The sequence below is a fragment of the Larkinella humicola genome (assembly GCF_008727875.1).
Lineage (GTDB): Bacteria > Bacteroidota > Bacteroidia > Cytophagales > Spirosomataceae > Larkinella > Larkinella humicola.
Window position 1 is genome coordinate 131,413 of the sequence record NZ_VTWS01000010.1, and the last position, 19,987, is coordinate 151,399.

Annotated in this window: 16 protein-coding genes; 11 read left to right on the forward strand and 5 right to left on the reverse strand. The window is 54.2% G+C overall.

The window, feature by feature from the left end:
- Positions 1-3,111 carry a PVC-type heme-binding CxxCH protein gene (locus F0P93_RS28210; protein ID WP_150881153.1) on the forward strand — a complete coding sequence of 1,037 codons (3,111 nt, stop codon included), beginning with the start codon at positions 1-3 and terminating at the stop codon, positions 3,109-3,111.
- A gap of 17 nt (positions 3,112-3,128) precedes the next feature.
- Complete coding sequence (locus tag F0P93_RS28215; protein WP_150881217.1) at positions 3,129-4,064, forward strand: hydroxypyruvate isomerase family protein; 936 nt, start codon at positions 3,129-3,131, stop codon at positions 4,062-4,064.
- 52 nt (positions 4,065-4,116) lie between these two features.
- Here the strand turns inward: F0P93_RS28215 and F0P93_RS28220 are convergent, their stop codons facing one another.
- The 4 genes from F0P93_RS28220 to F0P93_RS28235 form a co-directional block, all read right to left on the reverse strand.
- On the reverse strand, positions 4,117-5,538 hold the full coding sequence (locus F0P93_RS28220; RefSeq protein WP_150881154.1) for a sulfatase family protein: 1,422 nt from the start codon (positions 5,536-5,538) through the stop codon (positions 4,117-4,119).
- A gap of 138 nt (positions 5,539-5,676) precedes the next feature.
- Positions 5,677-5,988, reverse strand: coding sequence for an isoamylase early set domain-containing protein (locus F0P93_RS28225; protein ID WP_150881155.1), 312 nt, complete (start codon positions 5,986-5,988; stop codon positions 5,677-5,679).
- Between the two features lie 247 nt (positions 5,989-6,235).
- Positions 6,236-8,533 carry a TonB-dependent receptor gene (locus F0P93_RS28230; protein WP_150881156.1) on the reverse strand — a complete coding sequence of 766 codons (2,298 nt, stop codon included), beginning with the start codon at positions 8,531-8,533 and terminating at the stop codon, positions 6,236-6,238.
- Positions 8,534-8,677: 144 nt separating this feature from the next.
- Positions 8,678-9,043 (reverse strand): DUF8478 family putative metalloprotein, encoded by a 366-nt coding sequence (locus F0P93_RS28235; protein WP_150881157.1) that lies wholly within the window; start codon positions 9,041-9,043, stop codon positions 8,678-8,680.
- 121 nt (positions 9,044-9,164) lie between these two features.
- Here F0P93_RS28235 and F0P93_RS28240 point away from each other — a divergent pair, with 121 nt between their 5' ends.
- Both F0P93_RS28240 and F0P93_RS28245 read left to right on the forward strand, forming a co-directional pair.
- On the forward strand, positions 9,165-10,358 hold the full coding sequence (locus F0P93_RS28240) for a Gfo/Idh/MocA family protein (protein ID WP_150881158.1): 1,194 nt from the start codon (positions 9,165-9,167) through the stop codon (positions 10,356-10,358).
- A gap of 28 nt (positions 10,359-10,386) precedes the next feature.
- Positions 10,387-12,045 carry a sensor histidine kinase gene (locus F0P93_RS28245; protein ID WP_150881159.1) on the forward strand — a complete coding sequence of 553 codons (1,659 nt, stop codon included), beginning with the start codon at positions 10,387-10,389 and terminating at the stop codon, positions 12,043-12,045.
- Positions 12,046-12,048: 3 nt separating this feature from the next.
- On the opposite strand, the gene F0P93_RS28250 is transcribed toward F0P93_RS28245, so the two are convergent.
- Entirely contained in the window at positions 12,049-12,780 is a 732-nt protein-coding gene (locus F0P93_RS28250) for a GntR family transcriptional regulator (protein ID WP_150881160.1), read from the reverse strand.
- A gap of 256 nt (positions 12,781-13,036) precedes the next feature.
- Between F0P93_RS28250 and F0P93_RS28255 the strand changes: the two genes are divergently transcribed.
- The 7 genes from F0P93_RS28255 to F0P93_RS28285 all read left to right on the forward strand — a co-directional run bounded on the left by F0P93_RS28255 (position 13,037) and on the right by F0P93_RS28285 (position 19,918).
- Positions 13,037-13,828 (forward strand): SDR family NAD(P)-dependent oxidoreductase, encoded by a 792-nt coding sequence (locus F0P93_RS28255; RefSeq protein ID WP_150881161.1) that lies wholly within the window; start codon positions 13,037-13,039, stop codon positions 13,826-13,828.
- 140 nt (positions 13,829-13,968) lie between these two features.
- On the forward strand, positions 13,969-14,847 hold the full coding sequence (locus tag F0P93_RS28260) for an ROK family protein (protein ID WP_150881162.1): 879 nt from the start codon (positions 13,969-13,971) through the stop codon (positions 14,845-14,847).
- A 28-nt stretch (positions 14,848-14,875) separates the two neighbouring features.
- Entirely contained in the window at positions 14,876-15,664 is a 789-nt protein-coding gene (locus F0P93_RS28265; protein ID WP_150881163.1) for a sugar isomerase domain-containing protein, read from the forward strand.
- Between the two features lie 31 nt (positions 15,665-15,695).
- Entirely contained in the window at positions 15,696-16,574 is an 879-nt protein-coding gene (locus F0P93_RS28270) for a sugar phosphate isomerase/epimerase family protein (protein ID WP_150881164.1), read from the forward strand.
- Between the two features lie 19 nt (positions 16,575-16,593).
- Positions 16,594-17,958: an FAD-dependent oxidoreductase gene (locus F0P93_RS28275; RefSeq protein WP_150881165.1), complete on the forward strand. Its 1,365-nt coding sequence runs from the start codon at positions 16,594-16,596 to the stop codon at positions 17,956-17,958.
- On the forward strand, positions 17,955-18,953 hold the full coding sequence (locus F0P93_RS28280; RefSeq protein WP_150881166.1) for a phosphotriesterase family protein: 999 nt from the start codon (positions 17,955-17,957) through the stop codon (positions 18,951-18,953). Before F0P93_RS28275 ends, F0P93_RS28280 begins: the two co-directional genes overlap by 4 nt.
- Positions 18,893-19,918 (forward strand): methionine synthase, encoded by a 1,026-nt coding sequence (locus F0P93_RS28285; protein WP_150881167.1) that lies wholly within the window; start codon positions 18,893-18,895, stop codon positions 19,916-19,918. The genes F0P93_RS28280 and F0P93_RS28285 overlap by 61 nt, the downstream gene beginning before the upstream one ends.
- The last annotated feature ends 69 nt before the right edge of the window (positions 19,919-19,987 follow it).

Here is a 19,987-nt window from a genome sequence, read left to right on the forward strand (position 1 = left end):
ATGAACTCAACTCGTTATTCTTCTTTTTTCCGGTTGTCACGGCGGGCTTTGGCCTGGTCTACCGCCGGGCTGATCGTCGGGGGCGTCCTGGTCGGTGCCTGGCAAAACGACAACCTCAATCAGGCTTCCAGCGAATACCTCGACCGCTTATTTGCCGGATTATCAGACGACGATAAACACGATCCGAAATATGCCGTAGGAAGTCTGAACGTGGCCCCGGGTCTGGAAGCAAAGCTTTTTGCTGCCGAACCGATGCTGACGAATCCGACCAACATCGACGTCGATGCCCGGGGCCGCGTCTGGGTTTGCGAAGCGTATAATTACCGCGCCAACATCAGCGGAAACCCCACCCGCCCCGAAGGCGACCGGATTCTGATTCTGGAAGATACCAACGGCGATGGACAGGCCGATGTCACCAAAACGTTTTATCAAGGGCCGGAACTGGTTTCTCCACTGGGCGTTTGGGTGCAGGGCAACAAGGTGATTGTGTCGGATAGCCCGAATGTGTTTGTGTTTACGGACGAAAACGGCGACGATAAAGCCGATAAAAAAGAACTGCTGTTTACCGGACTGAGTGGTGCCGACCACGACCACGGAATGCACTCCTTCGTTTTCGGACCCGATGGCAAGTGGTATTTCAATTTTGGGAACGAAGGCAAGCAAATCCGCGACAAAGACGGCAAAGCCATTTTTGACCGCACGACCGGCAAGGAAATCGATACCAAAAATTACCGCCAGGGCATGGTTTTCCGGTGCAACCCGGATGGCAGTGAGATGGAAGTGCTGGGGCAGAACTTCCGGAACAACTTCGAAGTCGCGCTGGATTCCTACGGAACCATGTGGCAGTCGGACAATGACGACGACGGCAACAAGGGCGTTCGGATCAATTACGTGATGGAGTATGGCAATTACGGCTATACTGACGAAATGACCGGCGCGGGCTGGCGCGTGAACCGCACCAACCTGGAAGCCACCATTCCGCTGCAACACTGGCACCTGAACGACCCCGGCGTGGTGCCGAATTTGCTGCAAACCGGCGCGGGTTCGCCCACCGGTATTATTCTGTATGAAGGAAAATTGCTGCCGGAAGTGTTTCAGGGTCAGATGATTCACTGCGACGCGGGGCCAAATATCGTTCGGTCGTATCCGGTCACGAAAGACGGCGCGGGCTACAAAGCCACCATCGTGCCGCTGCTGGAAGGCGTGCGTGACCAGTGGTTCCGGCCTTCGGATGTGTGCGTCGCACCCGACGGTTCGCTGCTCATTTCCGACTGGTATGATCCCGGTGTGGGTGGTCACCAGGCGGGGGATCAAAACCGGGGGCGGGTCTACCGCGTGGCCCCACCGAATACGCCGTACAAAATACCGAAAGTCGATCTGGCTACGACGGCCGGCGCCGTTGAAGCGCTGCAAAGCCCGAACATGGCGATTCGTTATGCTGCCTGGAACAAACTCCACGATCTGGGTGTGAAAGCCGAAAAAGACCTGGCGAAACTCTACAAAACGTCACCCGATCCGCGTATGAAAGCCCGCGCCCTCTGGTTGCTGAGCAAGCTGGACGGTAAAGGCAAAAAATACATTGAAACCGCGCTGAAAGAAAGCGATCCGAATCTGCGCATCACCGGTTTGCGGGCGGCTCGTGAATTGAAAACCGACATTATTCCCTATGTGAAGCAGTTGGTGAATGACATGGATCCGCAGGTTCGTCGGGAATGTGCCATTGCCCTGCGCCGGAACACATCGCCCGAAGCACCGGATTTGTGGGCGCAACTGGCGGCCAAGCATGATGGCAAAGACCGCTGGTATCTGGAAGCGCTCGGCATTGGGGCTGATGGCCAGTGGGATACGTATTATGCCGCCTGGCTGAAACGGTCGGGCGCGAATCCGGTGGCTACCGATGCCGGAAAAGACATCGTCTGGCGGGCCCGCACCAAAGAATCCGTTCCGTTGCTGGCGAGTCTGGCGGGTGATTCGAAAACCGATCTGACGAGCCGCTTGCGGTATTTCCGGGCTTTCGATTTCAATCCGGGAGCTACCGAAAAATCGACGGCTTTGCTGAGCATTCTGAAAAGCAACCCGAACGATGTACAGATTACCAAACTGGCGTTGCGTCACCTCGACCAGAACTTCGTCAAAAACTCGCCGGAAGCGATGGCGTCGTTGACCAAATTGCTGGACGAAACCTACGGCAAGCCCGAATACATGGAAATGGTGAGCCGGTATGAACCCGTAGCCGAAAATCCGCGCTTGCTGGCTCTGAGTCAGAAACAGTTCAATGACATTGTGGGCCGTGATGCCACCCGCCAATTGCTGAAGCAGGGTGGTGGGAAGCAGGTTTGGGAAATTTTGAATGGCAGCAACCCGGAAGCCGCCATCAACATGGTGTCGGCTCTGCGCTGGGTGGGGACTAAGGAGTCGCTTGAGATGCTGAAAACCATTGCGTTGGACGAGAAACGCCCGACGCTGCTGCGGAAAGAGGCCACCCGCGCCATCGGCGGTAGCAACGACGGAGAAGAAATGATTCTGTCACTCCTGCGCTCCGGCCAGATTAAACCGGAATACAAAACGGCGGCCGTCCAGGGTGTTGCTAACACCTGGCGGAAGAAAGTCCGGACGGAAGCTGCCAGTTACCTCGACGGTGCCAAAGGCGCAGAAGGCAAGAAACTGCCCGCCATTCCGGATCTGCTGGCCATGACCGGCGACGCGGGTCGGGGGATGACGGTTTTCAAAACGAATTGCTCCATTTGCCACCAGATCAACAGCGAAGGCATGGATTTTGGCCCCAAACTGTCCGAAATCGGGAGCAAGCTGCCGAAAGAAGGGCAATACCTTTCTATTTTGTATCCCGATGCGGGGGTTAGCTTTGGCTACGAGGGGTTTGAGGTCAAATTCAAAGACGGCAGCACGGTTTCCGGGATCATTTCCAGCAAAACCGAAACCGACCTGCAAATGAAATTTCCGGGTGGCGTGGTGAGCGATTACAAAATGAGTGACGTCGTTTCCATGAAGCAAATGGATGCTTCGATGATGCCATCCGGTTTGCAGGAAAATATGTCTACGCAGGAACTGGTCGATTTAGTGGATTACTTATCGAGTTTAAAGAAAAAATAGAACCTTCCTTTATCATGATTCAACGACGCGATTTTGTCAAATCAACGTTAGGCCTTGTCGGTGCAACGCTTGCCGGCACTGCCCTGGCGGGTACGAACGCTGTACAGCCGCAGACGGTGGTGAAAAACAAGTTCAAATTACAATATGCCCCCCACTTCGGGATGTTTACGAACAGTGCCGGGAAAGATGTGATCGACCAGCTAAAATTCATGGCCGACAACGGTTTTACGGCCCTGGAAGACAACGGCATGATGGGGCGTCCGGTGGAGGAGCAGGAGAAAATCGCGAAGGAAATGACCCGGCTGGGCATGAAAATGGGCGTTTTTGTGGTCGACAAAGGCGGGAACGGACAGAATACGCTCGCGGCTGGCAAACAGGAGTTCATCGACATTTTTCTGAATGGCTGCAAAAAAGCCGTCGAGGTGGCCAAACGCGTGAATGCGAAATTCATGACGGTGGTTCCCGGTGATTTCCAGCGCAATCTGCCCATCGGCATTCAAACCGGCCACGTGATCGACGCCCTGCGCCGGGGATCTGACATTCTGGCCCCCAACGGGTTGACGATGGTGCTGGAACCGCTGAGCGACACGCCAAACCTGTTTTTACGCACTTCCGATCAGACCTACGAGATTTGCCGCGCCGTCAACAGCCCGGCCTGCAAAATCCTGTTCGACGTCTACCACATGCAGAAAAACGAAGGGCACATCATTCCGCACATCGACTGGTGCTGGAGCGAAATCGGCTATTTCCAGATCGGCGACAATCCGGGCCGGAAGGAGCCAACGACGGGCGAAATCAATTACAAGAATGTTTTCAAACACGTGTACGAAAAAGGTAAAGCCGAAAACAAGGACTTTATCTGGGGCATGGAACACGGCAATGCCTTTCCGGGCAAAGAAGGCGAAACCGCTTTGATCAAAGCCTACGTCGAGTCAGATAGCTTTACGGTTTAGTATTCATGGCGTGCCAGTCGTCCACCGACTGGCACGCCATTCGATGGTTGAATCACGGTTTCTTCCCCCAATCAGGCTGGCTGAGGTCCAGAAAATCGTGATACGTCTTCATTTCGCTGATCAGGCGGGTTTCCAGCATCTTCTTTTTTTGCGCAAAAACCGGGTTGTTCACCAGGTTGTTCACTTCGTAGGGGTCTTTGTTGAGGTCGAATAACTGCGTAGTTTCCTGCCGGTTGACGTTATATTTGATCAGTTTCCAGTTGTCGTGGGTTCGCACAGCCCGTTGAAAATCCCGGTAGGCGTAATAAACCGATTCCCGTCCCGGCTTTTTGGTTTCTTTGACAAAGGGGAGCAAACTCTGACTTTCAACCGTTGCCGGAACCGGGAGTCCGAGAAAATCCGTCACCGTTGGGAAAATATCAGCCAGATAGGCCAGCGCATCGACGCGTCTGTTTTGAGGTAGGGCCGGATGGCTCATAATCAGCGGTACGCGCATGCTGTGTTCATACAGATTCTGTTTGCCCAGCAACCCGTGACTGCCCACTGCCAGCCCGTTGTCGCCCGCAAAAACGATCAGTGTCGTTTCGAGTAAACCGTTCTTTTTCAGCACATCCAGAATCCGGCCAACCTGGGCATCTAACTCCGAAATCATGCCGTAATAGAGCGCAAGTTCCTCTTTCGCCTGCTCTTCAGTCAACGGGCGCGGCAGCAGTTTCTCATCGCGCACATTCAGTTCTCCATTGTCGAAAGGGTGCTGCGGGAGAAAATTAGCGGGCAATTTCATCCGTTCTTTCGGGTATAACTTCCGAAACGCTCCCGGCGGGGTGCGCGGGTCGTGGGGTGACGTGAAGGCAACGTAGCAGTAAAAAGGGCGGTTTTCCGGTGTTCGGTTGGTTAGAAAGTCAATGGCTTCGTTGGCATACAGTTCCGACGAATACAGATCGGCCTTTTTGTTAGGCTCCTTATATTGCCCGGAGGGATCAAAATTGACATACTGTGGATGCTCCTGACCGCCTTTTTCCGGGAGGTGCATGCCGCCGAAAAACAGGGCGGCACCCCCTTCATAGCTCCTCGAAAACGAAGCTTTGTCGTTGTGCCATTTGCCAATCGCGTAAGTTTGGTATCCTTTCGTTCGGAGGTATTCGGGCAGCGTGGTGTGTTCTTTGGGAATCACATCGCCGGTTTTGTATAAACTGTGTAAGTAGCGGCCCGTGTGCAGCATCGCCCGGCTTGGGGCACAGAGCGCGCCGTGTAGTCCACCCATCGTCTGCGCCCGCGTAAAGGCGACGCCGTTTTTGACGAGTCGATCCAGATTGGGCGTCTGAATGGCGTCATTTCCCAAGGCATGGATCGTGTTGTACCGCTGATCGTCGGAATAAAGAACCAGCACATTCATCGGTTTTTTCTGCCCGAAAACCGGGTATAAAAAACCACTTAAAAGGAAGAGGAGGACTCTGTTGACGTATTTCTTCATGCTCGGGCCAAGGTTCGTTGTGGCTGACTACTGCTACCAAAACCCAAAACTACGGTCAGATCCCTGATAAACAAGATAGCCCGACCGGGAGATCAGGCTATCACACGCATCCGACTGTGGACACGAAATGGAAATCAATTACAAAGCAACCACCGAGTTCTCGTCAGCAGAAACTCCGCTGCTAATGTACTTATCGGCTTCCGAATCGTTCAACCAGGTTTCACCATCGATCAGATAGCGGAACTGCGTTTCCTGACCCACCGGAAGTTCAACCGTTGTTTTGTATGAACCGTCTTTTTGTTTCTTCAGAGCCGTAGCCGACGCATCCCAGCCGTTAAAATCACCAACCAAAGCAACCGCTTTCGCACCATTAACGGCGTCAGCAGGCAGCGTAAACGTTACTTTGCAAATTGTAGGCTTGCTTTTTACATACTGTTTTGCAAGTGCCATATAGAGTAGAGTGTTTGGTTTACGGTTGTAAATTTATATGGAAAAATGAGTAATGCAATGGTTATCAAATCATTAAAACTGAGCTTTCTTGTTATTGTTCTATTATTCGATACAATAATTTAAAAAGCCAGCGATTGAAATAGAATTTTTCCAATAAAACGATCCGGCCCGTTAAATTGTTTGAACCGCTTGGGTTCAGTGGCAAGGACAGGATCAAACCGTCAATCGTTGCACAGCGCAACCGTCCCTAGCGCACCGTGTAACGAATGCCCAGAAAACCGCGGATGCCCTGGTTAGGGGCAAAAACGTAGTTTGGGTCGAAGGTCAGCCGGTACGGATTGTCGGGCGTTGCCACCACCTGCCCGTTCCGATCGAACACGACGCGCTTGTCGAACGGGTCGTTGGCGCGGGCAATGCTGTTGGCCGGGGGCGTAAAATTCAGCAGGTTTTTAATGCCGCCGTAAATCTCGAAACCACTGTTGAATTTTTTGGTCAACTGAATGTTCTGAATGCTCCAGGTCGGCGAATTCAGAGCCCGCGGATCGTCGGAGCTCAGCAGTGGCAGCCGCATCGGGCCGTAGAGATTCCCGGTGTAATCCGTCGAAAAACCGCGTCCGAAATCATACGAAACCGTCCAGGTACCCGTAATGCGTTCGGTTAGCAGCTGGCGTGTTTTAACAGCCTGGCCGTCGGCATCGTCTTCCACCTTATACACGTCCATGAGCGTAAAACCGGCGTTGACTTTCAGCGGGAACGCAAAATTGGCGTCAAAATTTACACTGACGCCCTTGGAGGTCGAATGACCGTTCAGGTTGTCGAAGAAAATCTTGTTGGGATCGGTTTCGTAATCGGCAATGATCCGGTTGGTAAAATAGGTGTAAAACAGCGAGGCATCGATGCCCAGAAAACCGCTTCCGAATACAATCTGTTTGGTGTAGTTCAGGTTCACATTCCAGCTTCGTTCGGGTTTGAGTTCATCCTGCACCACTACCTGCCGGGCGCCGGTCAGGGCTGCGTGGTCCTCAGTAAACAGGTTGACAACCCGGTACCCCGTTCCGGCATTCAGCCGGATGATGTTGTCGCGGTTGGGTGCCCATTTGTACGAAAACCGGGGCGTCAGGATGTTGCCGTGCCGCGAATTGTAGTCGTAGCGCAAACCCAGCAACAGTTTATGTTTTTCGTTGAACGTAAACTCCGGCTGCACGAAAACGCCGGGTAAAACCGTCCGGTCGGGCTGGTTGGTAGGGCGCAGCGAATCGGCTGAGCGGGTGGCTGGCGTGTTGTCGTCGTAGAAGGTGTAACGGAAGGGTGTTCCGACCAGCAGGCTAACCCGGCTGTTAAATTCCTTTGTCCACAGCAACTGGGCAAAAAAGATCCGTTGGGTCGCGTTGAAGGAGGTCGTGCCGTAATACGAATTCTGGTTGTGGCTGTTGAACGACGACTGGAGCGTGATGTTTTCCGTCGTCGGGAGTTGGTAAGAACCAATCAGTTCCAGTCGTTTTGTGTAAATGCTTTCGGCATAGAGGCTGTCGGTACCGCGGAATTCGGGCGTCCAGTTGGTTTGCCCGCCCCAGCGGTTTTCATAAAAATACCGTCCGGCAATGCTGGCCTGACGGTTTTCTTTCCGTTCGAATTGCCACTTGTTGAACACCGAAATCCGGTGTTGCAGCGTCACGTCCGTAAACCCGTCGTGGTTCTTGTCGTAGGGGTTCTGGTAATTGTAATAGTTCAGACCGATCAGCGAATTGGCTTTGCCAACCCGGTACTTCACGCCCAGATCGGCATTGTATTCCTGCCAGCTCGTCCCGAAGACATCCGCCGTCACGGTCGGTGCTTTCAGCGGATTTTTCGTGATGATGTTGATCAAACCGGCCACGGCTTCCGAACCGTAGAGCGTCGACGCCGGGCCTTTCACCACCTCGACCCGCTCCACCAGCGAATTTGGAATGCCGGATAAACCGTAGACCGTCGACAGCGAACTCACAATCGGCATCCCGTCGAGCAGCACCATCGTATACGGCCCTTCCAGCCCGTTGATGTGAATGTCGCCGGTGTTGCAGACATTGCAGTTCAACTGGGGCCGAACGCCGTTAATGGTCTGCAGGGCGTCGTAGATGTTAGGGGTAGGGTTTTTCTGGAAAAATTTCGGCGTGTAAATCTCCACCGGAACGGGGCTTTCTAGCTTGGAAACTTCTTTCATCGTTCCCGTAATCACGACCTCCCCCAGCGTATTGGCGGCTTCGCGCAGGTCGACCGTTTGGCGAATGGTCTGGCCCGCCGTGACATTGACGGTTCGCTGGTAACTGTCAAATCCCACCAGCGAAACCACCAGTTGGTAGCGACCCGCCGGAATGCCGGTCAGACGGAATACCCCCGCCGTGTCGGTCAGAACGCCGAACCGGGTGCCTTTGAGCGCCACCGTGGCCAGTTCGACCGGTTTCTGTTTGGAAATTACTTTGCCTTCGACGGTGGCCGTCGACTGGGCATGGGCAAGAAAGGTACTGCCTAAAATAAACAGAACCGATAGGTATATCGTTTTGAGCATGGGTGTATGGGATCGATCAGAAGGAGTGAAGGCCCGAATGCCGTCAATGCGCGATGATTCAACCGGTTATAAACCGGCACACACCGACGCTACTGGCAGCAGGGCATTGAAAAGAATCGCCGGGAGCGATTCAGCAGGAAACGATCATCCAACAACCGGCGGACCCCGGTGGGAAAAGTAAGGGAAGACGTACGCGCTCTGAAACGAATAAACCGACCCAAACCGCTGGATGGCCGGTGCGCTCAGAACGACACAGGCAAACACGAACGGCGTCAGGCCGTCATACAGAACGTTGGTAAAGTTTTCGAGCCAGACTAACTCATTGGTCGTGTGCGTATTGGGCTGGTAAGGACTGTCGCCAACGGGTTTGAAAGGGTGGGCATGAACGATAATCCGCCCGCTGGCCAGTTTGTGCGCGTGCCGGAAAACCACCGAATTGACCATCATCAGGCTGAAGAGGATCAGCAGGACGCGGGCAATTTTTCGTCGATAAACCGGCAACCAGTACATGGCTCTTTATAATAAGTTGTAGATTGCGTCTGTAACCATTTTAACAAATATAGAGAATAGATTTAGACTTGTCTAAATTTTTTACAGGATTGAATTTATTCGCTTAAATTTCCTTCGACACATGCGAAAAATTGCCATGCTGGGTTCCGGCTTTATTGGCCGGTTTTATGCCGAATCGATCCACGGTCAACGCGGACGTGACCGGGTGGTTGCCATCTACGCCCGCCGGGAAGAAAGTGCTAAAAAATTTGCCAACGACTACGGCTGTTCCATCTGGGGAACGGATATGGAGGCAGTGATTGCCAATCCGGAAGTCGATATGGTGTGCATTGCGTTGCCTAACAACATCCACGAAGCGGCCGTCATGCTGTGTGCCAAACACAAAAAAGCGGTGGTCAGCACCAAACCGCTGGGCCGTAATGCCGACGAGGCTTTGCGGATGATGAAGGCCGTGGAAGAAGCCGGTATTTTTGCCGGGTATCTGGAAGACCTCTGCTACACACCCAAATTCCTGAAAGCGCTGGAGAGTGTGAAGAATGGGGCACTGGGCCGGATTCTCTGGGCCAAATCCCGCGAAACGCATCCGGGGCCACACAGCGACTGGTTTTGGGACAAGGAGCAGGCTGGTGGCGGTTGCATGCTCGACCTCGGTTGCCATTGCGTCGAGATTGCCCGGAATTTTATCGGCAAGGACGTTCGACCCGTTGAGGTAATGTGCTGGGCGGCCACGCAGGTGAAACCCATTGATGCCGAGGACCACGCGATTGCGCTGGTGAAATACGAGAATGGTGCCATCGGGCAGTTTGAAGTAAGCTGGACGTTCCGGGGGGGCATGGACCTGCGCGACGAAGTGATGGGCACCGAAGGCACCATCTGGATCAACAACTTCCTGCGCACCGGTTTTGAGATGTTCACGACCGGAAAAGGGGCCGATTACGTGGCCGAAAAAGCCGAAAGCACCACCGGCTGGCTGTTCCCGGTCGGCGACGAAGTGAACGATCTGGGGTATAATCACATGTTCACGGACATGTTCAATGCGGCCGACCAGGGGCGCGAACCGGCGGAAACGTTTTACGATGGCTACGTGGTGAACGCCATTCTGGATGCCGCCTATCGATCCGCCGAAACCAAACAGTGGGAGCCAGTGAATCTGCCGGTTTGGCGCGGTCGCGAAGGGCTGACGCAGGAATCGACCCTGGTGGATTACGACGAAGAATTTTACCTCATCAAAGAAGAGGTTACGCACGATGGCCGTCATAAGGTGATCCTGAAGGACAAGCAAACCGGACGGATTTCGGAACGCGACCTGACCTAGAGAATCGGTACTTTCTAACACCACTACCTTGTCGGTACCTTTCAATAGCCTGAAATCCGGTTCCGATGAACTGGATTTCGAATACCTGCCCGGTTTTGCCCAATTCCTCCTGGAACATCACCTCGAAGAATTGGCGGCCGAGTTTATTCGCCTTTTCCGGGAAGTCGATCTTCCGATGCTGGCTTTTTATAAGTCCCTGTCGGAAGATCAGCTTCTTGCGCTGTCGGTGAAAACGACCACGCAATTGTTGACTGCGTTCATCGAGAACCGGACGGTTGCCAACATCAACGCGACCGTAGTGCGCTGGGCGCAGGATCAGCTACCGATGATTGGCCGGAACCAGGTGGCCAGCAGCGATATGGGCCTCATCAGTTACGTTCGGAAACAGGCTCTGACGTTTTTTTTGCCGCGCTATACCACCGATTTGTCGGTATTTATTCAGATTATCCGGGAACTGGACCGGTATGCGTTCGAACTGCAAAGCCGGATGATGGCGCAGTATATCAGTTTGTTAAATACCAGTATTAACGAACAGCTCCATTTTAATACGAAAATAACCGACACCGCTCCGGCGATTATTGCGACGTACAACATCCATACCGGGAAGTATCTGTTTATCAGTCAGGGATTTGAACTATTGCTGGGCTATTCGTCCCGGCAGGTGCTGGAGGAAGGTGCCGGTTTCTTAATGACCATTCTTCATCCCGACGACCTGCCCAAATTGGTGGAAGACAATAACCGGGCGTTGGAAAAAGCCAATCGGCCGTCCGGAAAACGGGGCGAAAGTGAACAGATAGCGGAGTTTACCTACCGGATGCGTCACCGGAATGGACACTACCGGTGGTTTCAGACGTACGGTACCATTTTCGACCGCAATGGCGAAGGGAACGTTGAGCACGTGCTGAACATCTCGCTGGATATAACGGACAAAGTGGAAGCCGAGCGGCAGGCGCAGGAGAAAAACCGCCGACTCGAACAGTCGAACGCCAGTTTGCAGGAATTTGCCTACATCGCCAGCCACGATCTGAAAGAGCCGTTGCGGAAAATAACGACTTTTGGCGAGCGGCTGCTGATGAGTCAGTCAACGCAGCTCAGCGAAGAGGGGCAAATGTATTTGTCGAAAATCATTGACGCGGCCCAACGTATGCACGAACTGATTGGTGATGTGTTGTCGGTATCCCTGATCGCGTCCGATCAGACGTTCGAAAAACAGAGTTTACAACGGCTGCTGGAGGAAGTTCTTCAGTCGCTGGAATACCAGATCGAGCAGGCAAATGCCAGCATTGAATCCGATGCGCTGCCGGTCGTTACCGTGGTGGCGGCCCAGTTCCGGCAGGTATTTCAGAACCTGCTGACAAACGCCCTGAAGTTTGCCCGGAAAGACACGCCCCCGCTGATTCGAATTTCACACCGGTTTTTATCCTCCAATGAGATTTCGATACCGGGTCTGACAAAAGCCCGGCGGTATCTGGAGCTGAATGTTTCGGACAACGGCATTGGCTTCGATAACCGGTACGCCACGAAAATCTTCGCCATTTTTCAGCGGCTACACGCCAAAAAAGACTTTGAAGGAACCGGAATCGGGTTGGCGATCTGCAAAAAAATAGTGGAAAACCACGGCGGCATCATTATGGCGGACAGTGCGCCCGATAAAGGGGCTACGTTCACAATCGTCATGCCAGCCTGACGTTCAGAACCTTCCGTGCAGAATATACCGATCCGTTCGGGCGTATAACGAAGAATAAAAACTGAAATCGGGCCGGTTGGTGTCGAGCCGTTTGTCGAGCCGCAAAACCGGGTTGCCGATCGGAACGCTTAACAATCGCGCCAGATCGCCATCAGCCGCCACGGCCAGCACCTTCTGCTCTCCGCCTTTCACCAGCAAACCGTATTTGGCGCGAAGAAGATCGAACAGGGAGCGGTTTTCCAGCCGCTGGCGCGAAAAACCGGGTAAATAGCGGTTCGGCAGAATGATCTTCTCAAAAAAGACCGGTTCTTCCTCCACGGCCCGCAGTCGTTCCAGAAAATAAAATCCGGCTTTCGTATCGTCTTCGGTGGGGGTAAACAGAAAATCGTCCGGGAAAGGATGAAGCTTTGGTTTGGTTAGAATGGCGGTGGTCATCCGCTCGGTGCGGCTCGCGTTGGCGGTATTGGCCAGCCGCCCAACAATCGACATCACGCCCAAACCGATGGGCAGGGGCTGCACAATGCTGCCTTTACCCTGGTGCTTGCGGATGTAGCCATCTTGCACCAACAGCCCCAGCGCCTGCCGGATGGTGGGCTGGGTCAGACGAAACTGGTTCTGGAGGTCTTTTTCAGAAGGCAACAGATCACCCGATTTGAAATCACCCCGGATAATCTGCTGGCGTAAGGATTCATAGAGGTACTGATACTGGGGAATGCGGGTGGGCCGATCGTTCATAGAGAAAGGTTGTTGGTGAACAAGTATACGAAAATCTGCTTAATCTGAAACTTATTATAATAAGTTATTGCAATACTAAAATTGCCTTTATACCTTCGTCGTTCGTAATTTGATTTTTCGTATCAACGCCCTAACGCCCCGTTCCCCTAAAGGCCGGGCGGCCGGAGCCGGACTTTTTGCATCTGGATGCTGCTGTGTCCAAGTCCCCTTTAGGGGAACGGGGCGTTACAGGATTTTAACCGTTTATTTTTTCAGGATGGATCAACTCTGGCTGGCCAACAAGCGGATTGTGGTCATTGGTGGAACAACGGGTTTGGGGCTGTCGGCGGCCCACGCCTTTGTCGGACAGGGCGCACGGGTTGTCGTGGTGGGCCGGAATGAGGAAAGCTGCAAAGCGGCCGAAGCCCAGTTGGGCGGTTACGGTTTTGCGCTGAACGGCGACGCCACCGATCCGGCCACGGCCCTTTCGGCCATCGCGCTTTGTCAGGGTGAGTTTGGCGGTTTCGACGGGCTTTACCACGTTGCGGGCGGCAGTGGCCGACGGTTTGGCGACGGTCCGCTGCATCAGCTAACGCTCGAAGGCTGGAACAAAACTTTCGAACTGAATCTGACCTCGCTGATGCTGTCGAACCAGGCGGCTATCCGCGCATTTCAGGAACAGAATACCGGCGGAACGATCCTGAACATGGGGTCGGTGCTGGGCTATTCGCCGTCACCGAAATACTTTTCGACCCACGCCTATGCCGCCACCAAAGCTGCCATCATCGGTTTTACGAAATCGATTGCCGCCTATTACGCGCCCCACGACATTCGGGTAAACGTGCTGGCGCCCGGTTTGGTCGAAACGCCCATGGCGCAGCGAGCGGCCACCGACGAAACCATTTTGAAGTTTGTCGCCACCAAACAACCCCTGGACTGCGGTCGCATCGGCCAGCCCACGGATTTAGACGGGGCGGCTATTTATTTCATGTCGGATTATTCCCGCTATACAACGGGTCAGGTGCTGTCCGTCGACGGCGGCTGGAGCGTCAGCGAGGGTCAATACTGAGGACGGTTTACGGTTTACAGTATTCGGTTTACGGTGGCTGACGCGAGAATATGGATGCGCCAGCCCCCGTAAACCGGATACCGTAAACCGAATACCGTAAACTGAATACCATAAACCGAATCACCGAATACCGTAAAAAAATGAACGCAATCGGCATCGACATTGGCGGTACCCGCATCAAAGGTGTTTTGATCGACGTCGAAACCGGTGAAGTGTTACACCGCGTGGTCTGCCCGACCAATGATGGGCAGGACGGACAATGGAAACAGGCCGTTGCTGATACCTACCACCAACTGAAAACCGCTACTCCCGAACCGGTAACGGGCGTGGGCTTGTCGGCACCCGGTCTGCCCACCCCGGCCAACGACGCCATTGCCTGTATGCCGGGCCGACTGCCGGGACTGGAAGGCTTCGTCTGGTCAGCGTTTCTGGGCGTTCCCGTGCGGGTGTTGAACGACGCCCACGCGGCCCTGATGGCGGAAGCCCGGTATGGGGCCGCCAAAGGCATTCGGAATGCCCTGATGCTCACGTTGGGAACGGGCGTTGGTGGCGGGTTGCTGATCGACGGAAATCTGTACCAAGGCTATTACCAGATGGCGGGTCATTTGGGTCATGTGTCGGTCAATGCCGATAGTAACCAGTTGGATATCACCCAGATACCGGCTAGTCTGGAAGATGCGATCGGCAACGCGACGGTTTTCCGCCGGTCGTACGGCACGTACCAGACCACGCAGGAACTGGTTGATGCGTACCGGCAACAGGAACCGCTGGCCACGCTGGTCTGGCTGACGTCGGTTCGGCAACTGGCTGTCACCATTGCCGGTTTTGCGAATGCTTTTTCGCCGGAAGTGGTCGTGTTGGGCGGGGGAATCACGCAGGCCGGGGAGGCTTTGTTCAGTCCGCTGGAGGCCTTTCTGGCGGTGTTTGAATGGCGACCGGCCGGTAAGAAAACCGCCATCCGTAAAGCGCATTTTGAAGATTGGGCCGGGGCCATCGGGGCTGCCGGTTTTGCAATATAATGAGTTTGGAGATCCACCAAAAGTTTGTATGATAACAACGTATTTAGAAAAATGCCGCCAACTGATCGATACGGTTGAGCAGCAAAAAGCACAACTGCAACAGGCCGCCCAGTGGTTTGCCGAAACGATTCTGGCGGGTCGGATGGTGCATGTCTTTGGCTCGGGACACAGCCGGATCATGGTCGAGGAAATGTGGCCGCGCTACGGTTCGTTTCCGGGTTTCAATCCCATTGTCGAATTGTCGCTTACGTTTCACAACCTGGTCGTGGGGGCCAACGGCCAGCGTCAGGCGATGTTTCTGGAGAATGTTTCCGGGCTGGCTGAGCGGATTTTGCGCAATTACGATCTTTCAGAACTGGATACGGCGTTGATCATTTCGTCGAGCGGCTGCAACGTCGTTCCGATCGAGATGGCGGAGGAGTTTCAGAAACGGGGCGTAAAAGTGGTGGCGCTCATCACCAAAGAACATTCGGATCAGAGCACCAGCAAACGCAAAGACGGCCTGAAACTGAGCGATTTCGCCGACCTGATTCTGGACACCGGCGCACCCGTTGGCGATGCGATGGTGACGGTTCCGGGACTGGAAACACCGGTTGCGCCCGGAAGTACGGTCGGAGGGGCCTTGATCGTGAACAGCATCAAAGCCGAACTGGCCCGCTTGCTGACCGAAGCCGGTCAACCACCCAAAGTGCTGACGGCCACCGCGCTGGTAGGTGCTGAACGAGCCATCGAACTGTTTGAATCCGCCTATGACGAACACGCGCACCGGCTGGCGAAGCTGTATGCCGAGGTTGGCAAAAAGACCGTTGTTCGCTAAAAAGTACGTCAAAAACCTTGAATGGAGCCCTATGAACCGTCGTGACTTTCTTGCTTCCAGCACCCTGGCGCTGGCCAGACCGGATGTTTTTTCCACCGTCGATCGCAAACCCGTCGTTGGCCTGCACGTTTGGATTTATTCATCGGACAAGCCCGCTTACGATTGCTTTCCGGTTTTGGACCAGGTGTTTTCGGACGCAAAATATGCCGGAATTGAAGCCGTCGAGTTGATGGAAGTCAATCTGCGGCACGATGACGCCGTCGACCGGATTGGCGACAGTTCCCGCAAGAGCGGGGTTGCTGTCATTGGGGCTTCGTATAGCCAGCCGATGTGGGATCAAAGCAAACAGACGGAGATTCTGGACGATGCCGAAAAGGTGGTCGAGCGGTTAGGTAAACTGGGTGGCCGAACGCTGGGCATCTCGGTTGGTAGCACCCCGAAAAAGAAAACGCCCGAGCAGTTCGATGTTCAGGCCGATACCCTGAAAAAAATTCAGGAAATTTGCCGAAAGAACAAGGTCGTTCCCAATCTGCACAACCACATTTACGAAGTAGCCGATGATTTATATGACCTGCAAAACACCTTGCAGCGCGTACCCGACATCGCTCTGGGTCCCGATCTGGACTGGTTGTTTCAGGCCAAAGTGGACGTACTGACTTTCCTGCAAAAATTTTCGGATAAAATCGTTTACCTCCACCTGCGGGACCACCTTTGGACGGGAACCCGGTCGGAAGCTCTGGGCGAAGGCATCGCCGACTGGGGAGCGGTGGCCCGACAATTGAAGAAAAACCGGTTTGCGGGCGATATCACCGTTGAACTGGCTTTTCCCCCCGGTTTTAAACCAACCCGGCCCATTCGGGACAGTCTGAAAATGAGTCGTGACGTCATCCGTCAGAAATTTGGAGTCTAATCATCCGAGAAGCCTTCACATGCATCCATTTTTAAACCATACCCAACTACCGTTGCTGGCCGAAACCGACATCCTGGTCATTGGGGCCGGGTCGGCGGGATGCGTGGCGGCTTTGGCGGCTGCCGAAACAAGGCGGTTTTCGGTGATGCTGGTGGAACGCTACGGTTTTCCGGGCGGAACCTCCACGCAGATGCTGGACACGTTTTACGGTTTTTTTACACCCGGTTCCACACCCCGCAAGGTGGTTGGTGGCTGGCCCGACCGCGTCGTGAATGAACTCGACAAAGCCGGTGCGGTCTTTCTGCGCCCCAATACCTACGGAGCCGGAACGGGCGTTAATTACAACCCAGAACGGTTGAAACTCGTCTGGGATCAGTTGATTTTGCAAAGCGGCATCCGGTATTGGCTGCACACGACTTTGGTGGATGTGAGTCAGGAAGGAGAACGCTATGCCTGTATCTTCTGGAACAAAGCCGGTTTTGGCAAGGTGTTGGCAAAACGGGTCATCGATGCCTCGGGTGATGCGGATTTCTGTCACCTGGCGGGTTTTGCCTACGAAACGGCGGGCGAACACGAACCGGCTCAAAGCATGACTACTACGTTTCGGATGAGCAATGTCGATTTGGAACGGTACGAACGCGAAGGCGGTAAGAAAAGGCTGGCGGAGCAAATGCGGATGGCCGTCGAAACCGGTCAGCATCGTTTACCCCGCAAGGAAGGTTCGGCGCACGAAATGAATGCGAAAGGCTGCATTTCGACGGTGGCCGTGAAAGTGAGCGGTTTATCCGCCCTGAAAACGGACGAACTGACGCAGGCCGAGATCGAAGGGCGACAGCAGGCGTTTGTCTACGAAGCTTTTTTCCGGGATGCCGTACCCGGTTTTGAACAGTCGAACATCATCGGGTTGTCGCACCAGATTGGCGTTCGCGAAACCCGGCGCGTCTACGGTGAACACCGCCTGACCAAAGAAGAATGTTTGTCGGGTAAGCTGCCGAATGACCGGATTTTTCTCTGCGGAGCGCCCATCGAGGACCACCGGCAGGGCCTCAACGGAGAAGACGAAACACACTGGGAGTACATTCCCGGCGATGGTGTTTATGGGGTTCCTTACGGTACGATTGTGCCGAAAGGCAGCCAGTCGGCCTGGGCGGTGGGGCGGTGTTTTTCGGCCACGCATGATGCCCACGCGTCGTGTCGGTCGATGGCGCAGACTATGTCGATGGGCCAGGCTGCGGGTCTGGCGGCTGTGCAGTCACTGGCTTATGACGAAGCGGCTAATCAGATTGCTGTCAGTTTGTTGCAGGAGAAATTATACGATATTGGGGCAGTTTTAGAACTGCCGGATGCGGTGGCTGATACTTCGCGAAATGGCTGGAAACGATGAGCTTTGTCAGAACGGTTTTGGGGGATATTAATCCGGAGCAACTGGGAATCACGTATTCGCACGAGCATGTGGTGATCGACGAAAGCTTTCCGACGCGCGGCAACCCGGATTTTTTGCTGAATGATCTTGCTAAAATTTCGGAGGAGGTGCAGCGGGTGTATGACGCCGGAGGCCGGACGATGGTCGACGCGATGCCCGCCAACTGTGGCCGCAATGTGCTGAAACTGGCGGAGGTATCGCGCCGAACCGGTATGCAGATCCTGGCACCGACCGGGCTTCATCTGGAAATGTATTACCCGCCCGACCATTGGCGCTACCGGTATTCGGAAGATCAGTTGACGCGTCTGTTTATGGCCGATATCGAAGAAGGCATCGACGCGTTTGACTACAGCAGGCCGGTCATCGAACGAACCCCGCACAAAGCCGGGTTGATCAAACTGGCCACGGGTGACGAACCGTTTACGAAGCACCAGGAGACGGTTTTTCGGGCGGTGGTCAACGCGCATCGGGAAACCGGAATTCCCATTTTGACGCATACGAACGAAGGCAAACACGCCCTCGCCCAGGCGGAATTATTCGATAAACTGGGAGCGGATTTGCAGCATGTGGTACTCTCGCACGTCGATCGGTACAAAGACATTGCCTACAATCGGGCGGTTTTGCAAACCGGCGTTCGGGTCGAATACGACAGCGGTTTTCGCTGGAAACCGGAACAGCAAAATTGGACGTATACGCTGTTGCAAGCACTGCTGCCCGAATTTCCGGACCAGATCACCGTGGGCATGGATGCTGCCCGAAACACCTACTGGCAGTCGTACGGCGGAAAACCGGGTCTGACGTGGCTTCTGACCACCTTCCGCGATGACCTGCACCGACTGGATTTAGCCGATTATTTTCAACATTTATTCATCGATACGCCTAAACAGCTTTATTCATGCAACCCAACCCCATCCGCACCACCGTCATCGGCAGCTACCCGTTTCCGGGCTGGCTAGAATTTGCGTCCCAGAACCTCGACCAGTTTGGTCAGGCCGACATTGAGGAAATGATTGAAGATGCCGTGGTGGCGGCTGTTCACGACCAGACCACCGCCGGTTTGGACGTCATTACCGACGGCGAGCAAACCCGGCTGGACTTCAATCTGTCGTTTTATGGCTACATCAAAGGCCTGCAACCCAACCATTCGGAGACGCGCAAATTTGGCCCACCCGCCCACGACCAGCGCGGCAAACATTCCATCGTGGAAGAATTGACCGCGCCGAAAGGACTGGGAGCCGTCCGGGAATTCGAACGATTGAAGAAACTGGCTCCGGCTGGGCCTACGCTAAAGGCTTCGATTCCAGGTCCGTATACGCTCAGTGGCCGGATGTTGCCGAATGACCGCTACAAAGATCGCTACGACATCACGGAAGCGCTATTGCCTTTTGTTCGGAAGGAACTGGAAGACCTGGTGGCGGCTGGCTGTACGGAAATCACCGTCGATGAGCCGTCGATGTCGTGTTATGCCTACAAGGAAGATACAAAGCGGTTTGTCGATATTTTTAACCGGACGGTCGCGCCGGTGGTGGGGAAATGCCGCCTGTCGACGCACCTCTGTTTCGGGAATTTCAAAGGGCGACCGGTGGGGTACCGGAAAATCCACCCGATGTTGCCGGATTTTCTGGATCTGGCCGTTGATGAAGTGCACGTTGAAATGGCCAACCGCGAGTTTGACGAAATTGAACTGATAGCGGAATTTGCCAAAAAAATGGACGTGGCCGTCGGCATCATCGACGTGAAGAATTACTACATCGAAACCGTCAAAGACGTAATCGAGCGCATCGAGCGGTGTCTGAAATACATTCCCGCCGAAAAACTGGCCGTTGCTCCCGATTGTGGTCTGAGCCAGACCGCCCGCTGGGCCGCCCGCCAGAAACTGACGAATATGGTGGCTGGCGCGAAAAAAGTGCGGTTGGGGTAAATATTCAATAATTCGGTATTGAACGCCGAGTTCGCCAGTTTGATCTGAAAACCGTTGCCGTGAAGGGCG

Bases quoted from the DNA above. Each gene is read 5' to 3' on its own strand.
- F0P93_RS28210 (WP_150881153.1), top strand. From the start codon at position 1: ATGAACTCAACTCGTTATTCTTCTTTTTTCCGGTTGTCACGGCGGGCT.
- F0P93_RS28220 (WP_150881154.1), bottom strand. From the start codon at position 5,538: ATGAAGAAATACGTCAACAGAGTCCTCCTCTTCCTTTTAAGTGGTTTT.
- F0P93_RS28225 (WP_150881155.1), bottom strand. From the start codon at position 5,988: ATGGCACTTGCAAAACAGTATGTAAAAAGCAAGCCTACAATTTGCAAA.
- F0P93_RS28230 (WP_150881156.1), bottom strand. From the start codon at position 8,533: ATGCTCAAAACGATATACCTATCGGTTCTGTTTATTTTAGGCAGTACC.
- F0P93_RS28235 (WP_150881157.1), bottom strand. From the start codon at position 9,043: ATGTACTGGTTGCCGGTTTATCGACGAAAAATTGCCCGCGTCCTGCTG.
- F0P93_RS28240 (WP_150881158.1), top strand. From the start codon at position 9,165: ATGCGAAAAATTGCCATGCTGGGTTCCGGCTTTATTGGCCGGTTTTAT.
- F0P93_RS28250 (WP_150881160.1), bottom strand. From the start codon at position 12,780: ATGAACGATCGGCCCACCCGCATTCCCCAGTATCAGTACCTCTATGAA.
- F0P93_RS28255 (WP_150881161.1), top strand. From the start codon at position 13,037: ATGGATCAACTCTGGCTGGCCAACAAGCGGATTGTGGTCATTGGTGGA.
- F0P93_RS28260 (WP_150881162.1), top strand. From the start codon at position 13,969: ATGAACGCAATCGGCATCGACATTGGCGGTACCCGCATCAAAGGTGTT.
- F0P93_RS28265 (WP_150881163.1), top strand. From the start codon at position 14,876: ATGATAACAACGTATTTAGAAAAATGCCGCCAACTGATCGATACGGTT.
- F0P93_RS28270 (WP_150881164.1), top strand. From the start codon at position 15,696: ATGAACCGTCGTGACTTTCTTGCTTCCAGCACCCTGGCGCTGGCCAGA.
- F0P93_RS28275 (WP_150881165.1), top strand. From the start codon at position 16,594: ATGCATCCATTTTTAAACCATACCCAACTACCGTTGCTGGCCGAAACC.
- F0P93_RS28280 (WP_150881166.1), top strand. From the start codon at position 17,955: ATGAGCTTTGTCAGAACGGTTTTGGGGGATATTAATCCGGAGCAACTG.
- F0P93_RS28285 (WP_150881167.1), top strand. From the start codon at position 18,893: ATGCAACCCAACCCCATCCGCACCACCGTCATCGGCAGCTACCCGTTT.